General features: G+C 50.8%; 13 protein-coding genes, 1 pseudogene and 1 other annotated feature. Of the genes and pseudogenes, 8 read left to right on the top strand and 6 right to left on the bottom strand.

The window, feature by feature from the left end; genetic code table 11:
- The first annotated feature begins 140 nt into the window (after positions 1-140).
- Entirely contained in the window at positions 141-437 is a 297-nt protein-coding gene (locus ACRRNK_RS21295) for a hypothetical protein (protein ID WP_433944588.1), read from the top strand.
- 140 nt (positions 438-577) lie between these two features.
- On the opposite strand, the gene ACRRNK_RS21290 is transcribed toward ACRRNK_RS21295, so the two are convergent.
- Positions 578-1,795 (bottom strand): MFS transporter, encoded by a 1,218-nt coding sequence (locus ACRRNK_RS21290; RefSeq protein ID WP_433944587.1) that lies wholly within the window; start codon positions 1,793-1,795, stop codon positions 578-580.
- Positions 1,796-1,922: 127 nt separating this feature from the next.
- Between ACRRNK_RS21290 and ACRRNK_RS21285 the strand changes: the two genes are divergently transcribed.
- Positions 1,923-2,288, top strand: a complete 366-nt coding sequence (locus tag ACRRNK_RS21285; protein ID WP_433944586.1) for a winged helix-turn-helix transcriptional regulator — start codon at positions 1,923-1,925, stop codon at positions 2,286-2,288.
- Between the two features lie 101 nt (positions 2,289-2,389).
- Here the strand turns inward: ACRRNK_RS21285 and ACRRNK_RS21280 are convergent, their stop codons facing one another.
- On the bottom strand, positions 2,390-2,572 hold the full coding sequence (locus tag ACRRNK_RS21280) for a DUF2524 domain-containing protein (RefSeq protein ID WP_433944585.1): 183 nt from the start codon (positions 2,570-2,572) through the stop codon (positions 2,390-2,392).
- Positions 2,573-3,239: 667 nt separating this feature from the next.
- Between ACRRNK_RS21280 and ACRRNK_RS21275 the strand changes: the two genes are divergently transcribed.
- Positions 3,240-4,079 (top strand): undecaprenyl-diphosphate phosphatase, encoded by an 840-nt coding sequence (locus ACRRNK_RS21275; RefSeq protein ID WP_433944584.1) that lies wholly within the window; start codon positions 3,240-3,242, stop codon positions 4,077-4,079.
- A gap of 281 nt (positions 4,080-4,360) precedes the next feature.
- On the top strand, positions 4,361-6,049 hold the full coding sequence (locus ACRRNK_RS21270; RefSeq protein WP_433944583.1) for a methyl-accepting chemotaxis protein: 1,689 nt from the start codon (positions 4,361-4,363) through the stop codon (positions 6,047-6,049).
- Between the two features lie 345 nt (positions 6,050-6,394).
- Here the strand turns inward: ACRRNK_RS21270 and ACRRNK_RS21265 are convergent.
- Positions 6,395-7,257 (bottom strand): annotated as a pseudogene (locus ACRRNK_RS21265) (AraC family transcriptional regulator).
- Positions 7,258-7,458: 201 nt separating this feature from the next.
- Between ACRRNK_RS21265 and greA the strand changes: the two are divergent.
- A complete protein-coding gene (gene greA / locus ACRRNK_RS21260; protein WP_433944582.1) occupies positions 7,459-7,935 on the top strand; it encodes a transcription elongation factor GreA in 477 nt (158 codons plus the stop codon).
- A gap of 243 nt (positions 7,936-8,178) precedes the next feature.
- Here the strand turns inward: greA and trpS are convergent, their stop codons facing one another.
- The gene (gene trpS / locus ACRRNK_RS21255) at positions 8,179-9,162 is read right to left on the bottom strand and encodes a tryptophan--tRNA ligase (protein WP_433944581.1); all 984 of its coding nucleotides are present in this window, start codon (positions 9,160-9,162) and stop codon (positions 8,179-8,181) included.
- Between the two features lie 55 nt (positions 9,163-9,217).
- Positions 9,218-9,585, bottom strand: a binding site (T-box leader).
- Between the two features lie 44 nt (positions 9,586-9,629).
- Positions 9,630-10,235: a DUF2239 family protein gene (locus tag ACRRNK_RS21250; RefSeq protein WP_433944580.1), complete on the bottom strand. Its 606-nt coding sequence runs from the start codon at positions 10,233-10,235 to the stop codon at positions 9,630-9,632.
- A 204-nt stretch (positions 10,236-10,439) separates the two neighbouring features.
- Between ACRRNK_RS21250 and ACRRNK_RS21245 the strand changes: the two genes are divergently transcribed.
- The 3 genes from ACRRNK_RS21245 to ACRRNK_RS21235 all read left to right on the top strand — a co-directional run bounded on the left by ACRRNK_RS21245 (position 10,440) and on the right by ACRRNK_RS21235 (position 13,242).
- Positions 10,440-11,549, top strand: coding sequence for an MBL fold metallo-hydrolase (locus ACRRNK_RS21245; protein ID WP_433944579.1), 1,110 nt, complete (start codon positions 10,440-10,442; stop codon positions 11,547-11,549).
- Between the two features lie 170 nt (positions 11,550-11,719).
- Complete coding sequence (locus tag ACRRNK_RS21240) at positions 11,720-12,124, top strand: carboxymuconolactone decarboxylase family protein (protein ID WP_433944578.1); 405 nt, start codon at positions 11,720-11,722, stop codon at positions 12,122-12,124.
- Between the two features lie 122 nt (positions 12,125-12,246).
- Positions 12,247-13,242, top strand: coding sequence for a sigma-70 family RNA polymerase sigma factor (locus ACRRNK_RS21235; protein ID WP_433944577.1), 996 nt, complete (start codon positions 12,247-12,249; stop codon positions 13,240-13,242).
- A gap of 147 nt (positions 13,243-13,389) precedes the next feature.
- Here ACRRNK_RS21235 and ACRRNK_RS21230 read toward each other — a convergent pair whose 3' ends face one another.
- The gene (locus ACRRNK_RS21230; RefSeq protein ID WP_433944576.1) at positions 13,390-13,755 is read right to left on the bottom strand and encodes a DUF948 domain-containing protein; all 366 of its coding nucleotides are present in this window, start codon (positions 13,753-13,755) and stop codon (positions 13,390-13,392) included.
- Between the last annotated feature and the right edge of the window lie 37 nt (positions 13,756-13,792).

The raw sequence follows: 13,792 nt of genomic DNA, 5'->3' as shown, positions 1-13,792 counted from the left end.
ATATGGATGATGAGAACAGTAAAATTATAATAACTACGATAGTGGTAGTTGTTATTTTCACCGCTTTCGCAATGGGACTCGGTAAAGCAGGTGAGGAGGCTGGAACTACAATTATAGTGTAAATTTTGGGGGAGAGGTCCGTGAGGAATAACAGTAACGGCGGAAATGGGACTAAGAGCAGTAATGGCAATGGCAGCAATGGGAAAAAGAAGAACAATCCCTCCGCCAGATTATCCCCCCAACAGATCGCAGTGGTTGTCGGTTTGCTTACGAATGTGCTCGAAGTTAACTCCGTTCTGCTTGACAAAGACCAAAGAGTGGAGATCTTATTGGTAGGGTCCATTAGAAGGAAGACGAAGGCAGATCGAATTGCAGATGAGCTCGGGAATGTCAGTGTGGGTGATCTGCTGGATGCTCTTATTCGCAAAAACACCTGATCCACGGATCGGAGCAAAGGGACTGGTACAAGCTGCTGCTTGGGTAGAACAAAATTTGGCTTCATCCTCCTGTGAATCAGATATGAAATAAGACCCTCTGCGGGTAAGCCGCAAGGAGGGTCTTTAGGTTGCCGTCAAAGTTAGCAGCCAGGCTCAGGTATGGAAGTATGCACAGCTGGACGGTCGCCTCGTTCCAGCGCACGGCTCCAGCCTGTCAGCAGTACCGCGGCCAGCACCATCAAGGCCCCGACCCAGGTTGTATGAATCAGACCGAGCTTCTCGGTGACGATGCCGCCCAGATAAGCTCCAAGCGCAATGCCTGCATTGAAAGCGGCGATATTTAGCGCAGAGGCAACATCTATCCCTTTCGGTACATACCGCTCGGCCAGCGTCAGAACGAAGATCTGCAGACCAGGCACATTCATGAAAGCGAAGAGGCCCATGAATAGAACCGTGATCAGGCCCGCAGCCTTGAAGGGTGCTGTGAACATCAGAATGAACAAGATCAGGGCTTGGGCAGCGAACATGTAGAACAGGGCGGAGATCGGGTTCCGGTTCGCCGCTTTGCCGCCGATCACATTGCCTATAGCAATAGCGATGCCGTAGAGCAGGAGCAGGAAGGCGACGGTTCCTTCCTTGAACCCGGTGATGTCATGCAGCAGCGGGGACAAGTAGGTGAAGACAACAAAGGTCCCGCCATAGCCGAGTGCCGTAATGGTGAAGGAGAGCAGTAGACGTCCATTGGTAATCAGCTTCAGCTGCTCTCTTGCGGGCGTCCGGGTTCCTGAGCGAAGACCCGCCGGAACAAGGATCACATTGGCGATGAAGGCAATAATACCAACAACAGCAATGGCCACGAACGCGGCCCGCCATCCGAGCTGCTGGCCGATCCATGTCCCCAGCGGGACCCCGGTAACGGTGGCAATGGTCAGGCCTGAGAACATGATCGAGATCGCGCTCGCTCTGCGGTTCTCCGGCACAAGGTCAGCGGCAATCGTAGAGCCGATCGACATAAATACCCCGTGGGCAAGCGCGGAGATAACCCGCGCGGTAAGCAGCAGTGCAATACTGCTTGAGACTGCGGCAAGGCTGTTGCCCGCGATAAAGACCAGCATAATCCACATCAGCAGCGTCTTGCGCGGTACGCCGGAGGTCAAAGAAGTTAGTACAGGTGCGCCGAAGGTGACTCCGAGCGCATATAGGGTAACGGTCAGCCCGGCAAGGGTGACCGAGATGTGCAGATTATCTGCGATTAGAGGCAGCAGCCCTACGCTGATGAACTCCGTCGTTCCAATAGCAAAAGCGCTAATTGCCAGTGCTAGAAGCGCGAAAGTGCTTCTTTTTTTATCTAAAGACATTTCATCCACTCCTAAGTATAGTCATTGCCAAACGGCAAATGTTATTATGTATGAACTGGATTGAAATGAACAGTACGTACTTTCAAGTTATATAGTCACCAAAAAGTAACTATTGGAGGAATAAAGGATGGAAGCCCGCAAGAAATATAATATTTCAATAGAAGCGACCCTGGAGGTTATTGGAGGGAAGTGGAAATGTGTGATCCTGTGCCACTTGACGCATGGCAAGAGACGGACAAGCGAGCTTAAGCAGCTTATGCCAGGCATTACCCAGAAGATGCTGACTCAGCAGCTCAGAGAGCTGGTGAGCGATGGGATCGTGAATCGTATCAGCTATAATGAGGTTCCCCCTAGGGTTGAATACGAGCTCACCGAGTATGGCTGGAGCTTGAAGGGGATTCTTGATTCCCTCTGTTCTTGGGGAGAGAAGCATATTATTAAAGAGTACGGAGATAAGTCGGCGGTGCTTGAGGATAGTATTTTGAATAAATGAACCGGGTCCGCTATGTTGCGGGGCTCCTCACATCTGGAATAAGCCCTCTCTCCACCATTAGGTGAAGGAGGGCTTATATGCTTGCTGATGAGCCTTACGGATCAATGGTTAATGCCGCATTTGTTCAGGATGAACGAAATTTGGTTCTCCAGCCGATTGAGGGTCTCCTGCTGCTCTTCGGTCTGTATTCCCTGTGCGCGCAAGGAAGCGAGCTCCTGCTTAAGCTGATGCAGATCGTCTCCCGCACTCGCACAGTTGTAGCTGCTCTCAAGATTATCAATCATGGCGAATCCTCCATTCGGGCCTAAAGTATACCTCCCTATTATGGAGAATTTCACTGCTCTTATTCGTATCTGATCGTCAAAAGCAGGTAAATGAACTGATTCTTCTTAGATCAACCCCGAAAAAGATCCAGCGTCCCCCGAGAAATCTATAGCCCGATACGGAGGTACGTCCGACAAAGATCGGATAGAACCAGTATTGATCCCTATTCGTCTGCCAAATGTAGGTGAACCGGAACAGACAGCCGGATATTGCCCCAGGGTCAACTGCGAAAGCAGAGACCTGCTGCTGAGGAATAAAGGGTGGGGGAGGTGATGTGGGCGGTTGTTGAGCTCCGGGACCTTGCGGTCCGGGTGTAAAGGATCCGGGAGGTCCGAATGGACCTGGGGGGCCAAAGGGTCCTTGTGATCCCTGCGGGTTCTGCTGAGGGTTAAACGGTCCTGGTGGTGGATTAAATCCCATAGTTATTTCACTCCTTCTAGGTAGTGGGCTAATGTAATGTATGTAGGAGGACTCAGATTGGGGTGGGCTAATGCACCGGGTTGATGCAAGTTTATTCATTGTTCCAGTATCCCGCCTTCATGGATCAATTCCGGGGTGGAATTTGAAAGATAGCTGTCTAAGCAGGTACACTGTCATTAACTATGATGATTAGGAGTGTGAAATAGCTTGAGTTTGTGGGAAGCGTTTGTGGCCCTGATTCTGGGGCTTGTTGAGGGGATAACTGAATTTGCACCGGTGTCCTCTACGGGTCATATGATTATTGTGGATGATTTCCTATTCCAGACGAACAAAATGTTCTCTCCCGAGGTAGCCGTAACGTTCAAAATTGTCATTCAGCTTGGCTCTATCCTCGCGGTTGTCGTGCTTATGCGGGACCGGTTCCTGAATTTGCTGGGTTTGAAGAAAATTCCCGGTCAGACGACCACCGGGCCGCGTCTTAATCTCGGACAAGTTATCGTAGCCCTGATTCCTGCGGGGGTACTGTATCTGTTATTAGATGATTTGGTCGATACTTATTTGTTCTCCACCCAGACGGTGGTCATTGGGCTCGTGCTTGGAGCGATTCTGATGATTATAGCCGACCGGTTCGGACCTCGTGAACCGAAGACCGTGTCTGTGGATCAAATTACATATAAGCAGGCTTTCATTGTGGGTCTGATTCAGTGTCTATCCATGTGGCCCGGATTCTCACGCTCCGGTTCCACCATATCGGGAGGTGTCCTGCTCGGAATGAAGCACCGGACTGCAGCCGACTTCACCTTCATTATGGCGGTTCCGATCATGGCAGGAGTGAGCTTCTTCTCCTTGCTTAAGAATTGGGACTCGATTACGTCTGAGGTCATTCCTTTTATCATCGTGGGCTTCATCAGTGCTTTCGTCTTCGCGCTGATCTCCATCCGGTTCTTCCTGAAGCTGATCAATCGGATTAAGCTGGTTCCTTTTGCGCTGTACCGTATTGTACTTGCCGCACTTATATATTTCGTGTTCCTACTCCCGATTTTTTGATTCATACCGCATTGCAGCTCAAACCCGGAAATATTAACTTGAAGGCCTCTTGTCCACAATGGGTGGAACAGGAGGCCTTCTTGTGTTTCTTGGGCAGGGAGGTATGTCAGGCTTTATATGCATGCAAAGGTACCCTCGTATGGTAGAATTTCACCGACCAGCAGAACACCCTACACTCCAAACTTGGTTTGAGGAGACGACGTTGAATCCGCTTTCGACATTGTTTTTTCTTTCCAATATCATTACTATTAAAGGAACATCATCTAGGAGGACATCATGATATGAAATTAACGATTGGACAAAAGTTGATTGCCGGTTTTTTAAGTATTGCTGTGTTGCTGGGTATTATAAGTTATCTCTCTTACATGCAGTTGCAAAGGGTAGATGATACTTATTCGGATCTGGTCGACCGGCGGGCTGTGATTCTATCTAATACCAAGGATATGCAGAATGCTGCTTCGCGAGAAATTAGTAATTTAAGAAGCCTCTTGCTTCAGGAGGAAGGGGCCGCAGATGCTACTACCTCAGCATATACAGAGCTTAAGGATAATATTAAGGCAACTAGCAGCCTTATAAATAGTGCAGCAAATAAGGATTTGTTAAAGCGTATGGATTCGTTGAATGAACAGTTTAAGATTAACGCGGACCAGTCCGTTGCCCTCATGAGAACGGGTCAGACTGACCAAGCGAAACAATTTGCAGCGGAGAAGGTCTTCCCCATTTCCAGGGATCTGCGGGCAATGGCCGACCAGATCGCCAAGGTTCAGAAGCAAGAGATGAGCCAGGGAAGCAAGGACACCTCGGCTCTTGTATCCTCAGTTAAGACCACGCTTATTACAGTTAGCCTCATTGCGATCCTGCTAGCCGTCATTATTGGGGTGATTATCTCCAGGCTGATCTCGCAATCGGTGAAGGCGCTGGCTCAAAGCGCAGAGAAAATTGCTGAAGGGTACCTGGACCAGGAGGATATTACCGTGAAGAGCCGTGACGAAATCGGTGATCTGGCCCGGTCCTTTAATCAGATGAAAATGAATCTTCGGAATGTGATCTCCCAGGTGGGGTTCAATACCGAGCAGGTGGCGGCAACTGCTGAGGAGCTTTCTGCCAATGCTGAACAGACCGGCCGTGCTACCGAGCAGATCACGATTTCAATGCAGGAAGCCGCTACCGGATCTGAGAAGCAGGTATATAGTGCGCATGAAGCCACACAGGCTGTAGGCGAGATCTCCAAAGGCATGGAACAGGCCGAGTCCTCCATTCGCGCGGTCACTGGGCTGACCGATCTGGCAAATGAGAAGGCAGGACAAGGAAATGCGGTTGTAAACGAGGCGATCCGGCAAATGAACCTGGTTCAGCAATCGGTCAAGACCTCAGCTGAAGTGGTCAACTCACTGAGTGAGAAATCAAGCGAGATCGGCCTAATCGTTCAATTAATTACGCAAATTGCCGGTCAGACGAACCTGCTGGCCCTCAATGCTTCAATTGAAGCAGCACGAGCTGGGGAGCAGGGCAAGGGATTCGCGGTCGTTGCCGGTGAAGTCCGCAAGCTCGCAGAGCAGACGACGGAAGCCGCTGCACAGATCCGTGATCTCATTCTGGAGGTACAGAGCGAGGCGGAGAGAGCCGTGTTATCGATGAATGAGGGTACTGAGGTGTTCCAGGAAGGCATTAAGCAGGTAGACCGGACAGGAGAGGTGTTCACGGATATTCTGAGTTCTATCGGGCAGGTGTCCTCCGAGACACGTGACGTATCGAGTGTCGTTGAGCAGGCGAATGCAAGTGCCCGCATGATGGTCGAGATTATGGAGAATATCGCGCTGATCGCAGAGCAGTCTTCTGCGAATACCCAGAATGTAGCCGCGTCTGCGGAGGAGCAGAATGCTTCCATGGAAGAAGTGGCTTCCTCGGCGGAAGCCTTAAGCAAGATGTCACAGGAGCTTCAAGCCTTGGTCAGCCAATTTAAAGTGTAAGTCAGAATGTGAGAAAGCGTGGGTGGCTGCCGATCAGCCACATAATACGAAGGCCTTTTGTCCACAGTGTGGAACAGGAGGCCTTCGTATTATTTTCACATGGGATCGTATTCAAGGGAGCTGGCTGTTCTGCATATTCAGCTGCATTTGTTCAGGTGTGTCGCGCCTGAAGAAGGACTAGGATGTCATGGAATATGACCTTGTCAAGAGGAATGGACCATAGAATCCTGTTTGGGCCCGCAGTTCGCGGTTATGTGGGAATTCAGGATTCAGCGTCTGCCGGGGAACGGCCTTGTTGTGATTCCGAATGAATCGGGGGCAGTCAAGTCGAGGATTCCAGAGTAGTTATTTCTTGATCACAGGAATCCAGACCTCGCACTGGTAGCTGTCGGATGAAATATCGCCCACAGGGTAGAGTTCAATTTCGGGACCCACGGCATGTTCATATCCTGTAGAAGGGAACCAGTCCTGATAGATCCTTCTCCATACGTCCTGAATCGCTCCTGGCATCGGTCCGACCGAAGTGAATACCGCCCAGGTGGAAGCGGGAATCGTCCGCACGGTGAACTCATCTTCCAGTGGGGTCCCCGGGCTTAATCGGATACCGATCATATAATTGAAGAGCTCCTGCTCCTGCTGCATGTCGAGACAGATGCCAAGCAAGGCTTTGTCCTGTCCGATCTCTAGCAGCTTCTCAGAAGTGCCGTCAGTGTTCAGGTCCTCCAGAACTTAGGGATAGCCCGAAGGTTCTTCCCGTCCCGGGTAGTGACCTGGATTAGCTTCCCCACAACTTGATACTCCTCTTGCTCCACAATACGATAGTCCATTCCTTGATCTCCCTTCAATGATAGATGGAAAGAGATGCGGGGAAAGGCCTTGAGGGTAACTCCCGGATTACGTGCTTCGGATGGAGGAACCCCGTGGAGCTTTCGGAATGCTTTGGAGAAGGCCTCCGGGGATTCATATCCGAATCTCAGCGCGATATCGAGCACCCTGCTGCCGGAAATAGCCAGTTCTTGTGCTGCTAACGTCAACCTGCGCTTGCGTATGTACTCCGCAACAGTCATACTGGTCAGCATATGGAACATGCGCTGAAAGTGGAATGAAGAGGAGTAAGCCGCTTTGGCTACTTCGTCGATATCGAAGGGTTCTTCCATCCTATTCTCCATGACTTCAATGGCATTATTCATCCGGTTCAGCCAATCCATACCGCATCACCTCCTTTGTACATGATCTTATCACCGGGTTGCCCGGAATTCCTGTCTTTGCGTGCGCTCGGTGAATAGGACTGGGGGCCATCTGTCCATTATATTAAAAATCACCAGAGTCCGGATTAACCCATCACGGGCAGCTTCAAATCGGTTACAATGATTAGTAGCACTAAGTTGAATCTATACAGGAGGTACGAAATGTCTAAAGACGAAGTTATTATGACACGCGAGGGTTATGCCCAGCTGGAACGCGAACTGGAAGAGCTGACCACGGTCAAGCGCAGAGAGCTCGCAGAGCGCCTCAAGACGGCAATCAGCTATGGAGACCTGAAGGAGAACAGTGAGTACCACTCGGCCAAGAATGATCAATCCTTCATGGAGACGAGAGTGCTTACGATTGAGAAAATGCTGAAAAATGCAAGGATTGTAGACCATATCGACAATTCCGTCGTTCAGGTCGGTTCCGTGGTCATTCTAAATGACGTGGAATTCGCCGAACGAATCGAATACAGAATCGTGGGACCCGCAGAGGCAGATGTCGCCGAGAACAGAATCTCTTACGAGAGCCCGCTGGGCGCAGCGCTCATGGGGAAATCCGTTGGAGACAAGATCACTGTAGAGGCTCCTATGGGGCAGATCGAATACGAGCTGCTGGAGATTAAGGGCTTGGCCTAAACTTAGGGTTGGAGAACAGCTTCATCTTGCTAAATTTAGCATAGGTGGAGCTGTTTGTGATTGCAAGGGCAAAGTGCTGATCTTGTTACTTAAAATATGTAAAGACCACCTGCTTACCTCGGCTTATCAGCAAGCAAAGGATCAGGTGGTCTTATTATTTTGGTTGGAGAGCCCTGACAGAGTCCACTTCAAGAAGCCTGGATCGTTTGCGAGGTTACTCGAACCCTGGGACAAGTCTCCCTTTCAAAATGTTACAAGTCCCATAGCTTGCTTCGCGGCGAGCAGGGTCTTCCCGGCAGCCTCGGCAGCACGCTCGGCACCCGCTTGAAGAATCCGGTCCAGTTCACTAGACTGGGTTATTTCTTTGAATCTTGCTTGAATCGGGGTCAGACGGCTCACGATGACTTCGGCAAGCTCTTTCTTGAAGGTGCCGTAGCCCAGACCCTGATAACGTTGTTCAATCTCGGGGATCGGCTCCTCGGAGAAGATGGAATAAATCTCAATCAGATTACTAACGGCAGGCTTGCTGTCCCAGTCATAACGGACCTGCATGTCGGAATCCGTGACCGCTCTGGCCAGCTTCTTACGAATGTCATCCGCGGAATCCTGAAGCAGGATGTAGCTGCTGCGGTTCGGATTGCTTTTGCTCATCTTCTTGGTAGGGTCATCGAGACTCATGATCCGGGAGCCGAGCTCTTGAATGACCGGCTCTGGCACTGTGAAGGTCTTCCGGTAACGATTATTGAATCGCTCAGCCAAGGTGCGGGTCAGCTCAAGATGCTGCTTCTGGTCTTCCCCGACTGGCACGTGGGTAGCCTGATAGAGCAGAATGTCGGCAGCCATCAGCACCGGATAAGTGAAGAGAGCCGAGCTGACCACATCCTGCTCGCTGGATTTGTCTTTGAACTGCGTCATCCGGTTCAGTTCACCGAAATGAGCTTGGGTCTCCAGCAGCCATCCTAGCTCGGTGTGGGCCGAGACCTGGGATTGCAGGAAGATCGTCGCTTTGGCAGGGTCCACACCTGCTGCAATGTAGTAGGCGGCAATTTCTCTCGAACGCTGGTGCAGCTCTTTGGGGTCTTGATAGACGGTAACAGCATGAAGATCCGGCACGAAAAAGAAGCATTCATAATCATGCTGGAGCTGAACGAATTGATGCAGTGCTCCCCCATACCCTCCAATGTTGAGATCCCCGCTGGGTTTGATCCCGGATAGAATACGTTTCATTCCAATCTACCTCCTATGGCTTGTGTGAGTACGACAAAAAAGACACTTCAATCCCTAAAGGGACGAAGTGTCTGCTCCGCGGTACCACCCAGCTTCGGCACGAAAGGCCGCTCTCTACTGAAATGAACCAGGATGCTGTTCATCTGCATATTCCAAGGGCATAAGGAATTGGCGTTAGAGAACCAGCCTCTCTGAGTTCATTTCATTTAACACGACGAGGATAGAAGCCTTGCGGCTCTACCTGATCATGCCTCCTAAGGATAACGGGGGAGAACCGTCAACGCCTACTGCCCTGCCGTGACCGGGGGTTCGGGCTGAAGCGAAGAGACCCATTCACTTACTCTCCTGTACCGGACCTTTCACCAAACCGCCGGTTCGCTTAAACAGTGCAAGCAAGCTACTCTTTCTCTTCATAGCCGTGTCTGTAATTTCATTGACGTAATTCTTGCATAGAAGGGAAGGTTAAGTCAAGTTAGACTAAATGCATTAGCGGCTAATCTTTTAATATAGTCTCTGATATCAGGAGCCCAGTCTTCGATGAAGTGGTAAAAACGATCCAAATCACCAGCATACAGTTCCCGCAGAGCTTCTTCGTATTGAGGGAAGTTCCCGGCCATAGCTGTCATAAAGCGATAGGTTGCTTCTTGTGACTCTCGTATCTTGCTCTGTTCTCCTCCAGCGCGGCGAGCCTCTTCAACGAGCTTTCGTAATGTTACGGACGCCCCTCCAGGTTGACTCTTAAGCCACTCCCAATGCCGTGGCAATAACGTAACCTCCCCGGATACAACCCCGAGCTTGGGTCGACCGACCTGCCGTGCAGGCTGGTGATTCACTTCCGTACCGGGCAAGGCACCAAATGGTTCTTCTAATCGTGTTAGTACGTCATCTGTATTCCCACGAAAATCAACATCTATTTGCCTCCCCGTGGAATCATCAAATATAAGCAGCTGTGTGAGATCTCTGTCATCCAGAGTTTCCTTCACTGTAGAAACAACGTGGTGCAACGAACCGCTGGCGACGACCCTCATACCCAGGAATGCCGTGCAGTAAGGATGCGTTAAGTCATTATTCATGCTGTACCTCCTCTTCTGAGTGTTTACTGTAATTTTATCCGGGTAAAACTACAATGTCAATATTACCCGGGTAAAATTGGCTTTGTTATGGTTGCTTATGTGGTACATGCTCTATTTGGCATCTGATCTGCATAGTAGTATGATTTATAGGGAACCATCCAGAATATTACATACTGCAAATTTATAGAAAAGGGGTCATTCTGAATGCCCGCTTTTATCTACGTGGTCTCCGCGATATTAACCTTAATTATGATTGTCTATCTGTATATTCTGCTGCATCCGATTTTTGGCGGGAAGCCATCACCACAATCGCTGGAACACATCAACCGCTCCAGGAACCGGGCCAAAGGCAAATTTGTGAATCAGATTGAGACCTCGGTCGATCACAGCTTGAAGGGGAACCTGTCTATTCTCATTGATATGATCAAGGGAGGACCTGGCCGAAGACCCCCTCATCCGCTGAATGTGGTTCCGTACTCACCTTCATCAGAGCCGACTTCCGAGGCTAGAGTCACTTGGTTCGGCCACTCTGCGCTGCTTCTGGAGCTTGACGGGAAGCGGATTTTTCTTGACCCTATGCTTGGCAGAGCCCCTTCGCCGACTCCCATCGTGGGCGGGAAGAGATACAGCGATAGGCTTCCTTGTGAGGCTGAAGATTTGCCGGAGCTGGACGCCGTAATTCTGTCCCATGATCACTATGATCACCTGGACTATGTCACCATCCTGAAGATTAGGGACAAGGTGCGCAGGTTCTTCGTGCCGCTTGGGGTGGCTGCGCATCTGGAGCGGTGGGGAGTTAGTCCGGAGCGAATTGAAGAGTATGACTGGTGGGAAGAGGGTGAATTTGAAGGGATCAGGCTGGTATGTACGCCTGCGCGTCACTTCTCCGGCCGAAGCCTGACCAGTAATACGACACTTTGGTGCTCATGGGTCCTTCATGGGCGGCAGGCCAGAATCTTTTATAGCGGGGATAGCGGATACGGGCCTCATTTCGCCGAGATTGGCGCGAAGTATGGCCCCTTCGATCTGACTCTGATGGAGTGCGGACAGTACGATCAGCGCTGGGCCAGCATTCATATGATGCCTGAACAGACGGTGCAGGCCCATCTTGATGTGGGCGGCGCTACGATGATGCCCATTCACTGGGCTGCCTTCACGCTGGCCCTGCATCCATGGACAGAGCCGGTGGAGCGTGCGCGAAGTGAGGCGGCCAAACGGGGAGTAGAGATGATCACTCCTCGAATCGGGGAGACGGTCATTGTCGGGGGGACTCAGGAGCATATTCAGACGGCCTGGTGGCGGAAGGCAGAATAGCGTGGACGTGTAGGCATGCCCTTGGGGCAACCTGCACATGGAGACTTATCTGGCTGCTGGGCCAAGGATCGCTTTAATATCAAAAAACATTGAAATTATTAGTTCATGAATGTCACAAACTCAGAGGGTACTCTGTCTTCTTAATGAGAGATCTTAAGGAGGCGTTACTTATGAGTGTGAGATTTAATTATAGAGAGGTTAACCCATCCGCGCTGAAAGCAATGCTGGCATTTGAGCAGGCCGTGAGCAGCACTGGGGTGGATAAGGTGCTGTTCGAGCTAATCAAGATTCGTACGTCTCAGATCAACGGCTGCGCTTACTGTATCGATTATCACGTGAAAGACCTGCTGAAGCTTGGAGAGCCTGTGGAACGGGCTTTGATGCTGAGTGTATGGAGGGAGATGCCGACCTATTCAGATCGAGAGAAGGCTGCGCTCGAGCTTACGGAATATGTTGCGCGGATATCAGATTCAGGTGTTCCCGAGGCTGTCTATGAGCGGGTTCGCGAGCACTTCAGCGAGAAGGAGTATATCGATTTGGTCATTTCCACCGGAATGTATCCGGGATGCTTTTGACTAATAGAGGGCATAGAGGGCTGGAGAAGTAAAATGGATCAGGGAGCCTTAAACGGGCTCCTTTTGGCATATATGGAGTTAGGAGACAAAGCGTGAGACTATATCCAAACGGGGGTGTGAACATGACAAACGCAGGGGCGGGCGCAGGCGCGCAGATGAATGAGAATGAGGAGCGAAGGGTCATGCAATCCCAGGAGAACCCGCCTGATCTGGAGCAGCTGTACCTTACGTATCGATCCTATGCATTCTCGGTCGCATACCGGATGCTCGGATCTGTCACAGACGCGGAAGATATAGTTCAGGACTGGTTCACGGAGATGTACGGCAGATCCTTATGGGGCGTTAAGAATGTGAAGGCATACATAGCCAAGTCCATTACGAACCGATGTCTCAATCTCATGCAGTCCGCATCCCGAAGGCGTGAGACCTACGTTGGTGAGTGGCTGCCTGAGCCGCTGCCGGATGCCTATGGGGCACAATATGATGGGCCCTATGAAGCGGCTGAACAAGCTGATACTCTGTCCTATGCCTACCTGGTTATGCTGGAGAGGCTGACGGCGACCGAGCGGACGGTCTTTCTGCTCAGGGAAGTGTTCGAATATGAGTATGAGCTGATCGCAGAGATAGTTGGAAAGTCAGAGGTGAGCTGCCGTAAAATCTTGAGTCGGGCCAAACAAAACCTTGGCCCTGGGACATCTTATCCCGCTCTAACCATCGCCTCTCCTGACAGCCGGGCTGCATTGATGAGCAGGTTCGCAGCCGCTATTCAGCATTATGATATAGGCGAGATGGTGAACCTGCTGACTCAGGATACAGTTCTGGTCTCCGACGGTGGCGGCCGGGTGCGGGCCGCGATCAATCCGATCATCAGCCGGGAACGGGTTGTGGCCCTGTTGACCTCACAACGCGCCTTCAGGAAGCTGCGTATCTGGAAATTGAGCCAGATGGAGATGAATGGAGGATTGAGTCTGATCTATCATGAGGAGAATACGGTAAGAGCGATGATCACCGTGGAGCTTACGCCCCAAGGAGACCGGATACAGCGGGTATTCATTGTGGTGAATCCGGACAAACTTGGCCATATCCGTGCGGACATGGGCGAGGAACTCACGGTATAAGCAGGCACAACAATTAGGTAAAATAATAAGGCTGCCCTTACGCGAAGGGCGGCCTATGGGCGCTATGTGCGAGGCAATCAGTCTGAATTTCTTTATGGCGTCAGCCCTGACATTCATTGTATCCATTCATCCTATCCTTACAGCTAGCTATTTCACCTTCACATTTACCTTTTGCCCGTGAGCACGCTGCTCAGTCACCTTCTGTCCAATAGTCGAAGCCGCCTGTTTGACCGAGCTTGTAACACTATGCAGTACCTCACCCACATCATGAGCGGATTCAACAATGGGATCGACCGCCTTGATCTTGCCCTTCACATCCATAGTGACCTGATTGGCATTATGGATCAGTGCCTGTGCCTCTTTGGTTAGTCCGTGAACGGCGTTTCGTACTTCCCCGAGCGTCTTGTTCGTCTCATCAAGGGAAGCCATGGTCTTGCGCAAGGTCAGAATGCCGAAAGCGGCCAGGGCGGCAAAAGCTACAGCGATCAACGTCACACTAAGCTGAATGGTCATAGGACATCTCCTCCTCTGTAATTACCATATGTCCAAG

It is taken from the genome of Paenibacillus sp. SN-8-1, assembly GCF_050995535.1.
Taxonomy (GTDB): Bacteria; Bacillota; Bacilli; order Paenibacillales; family Paenibacillaceae; genus Fontibacillus.
This window is presented reverse-complemented; position numbering and strand designations above follow the sequence as displayed.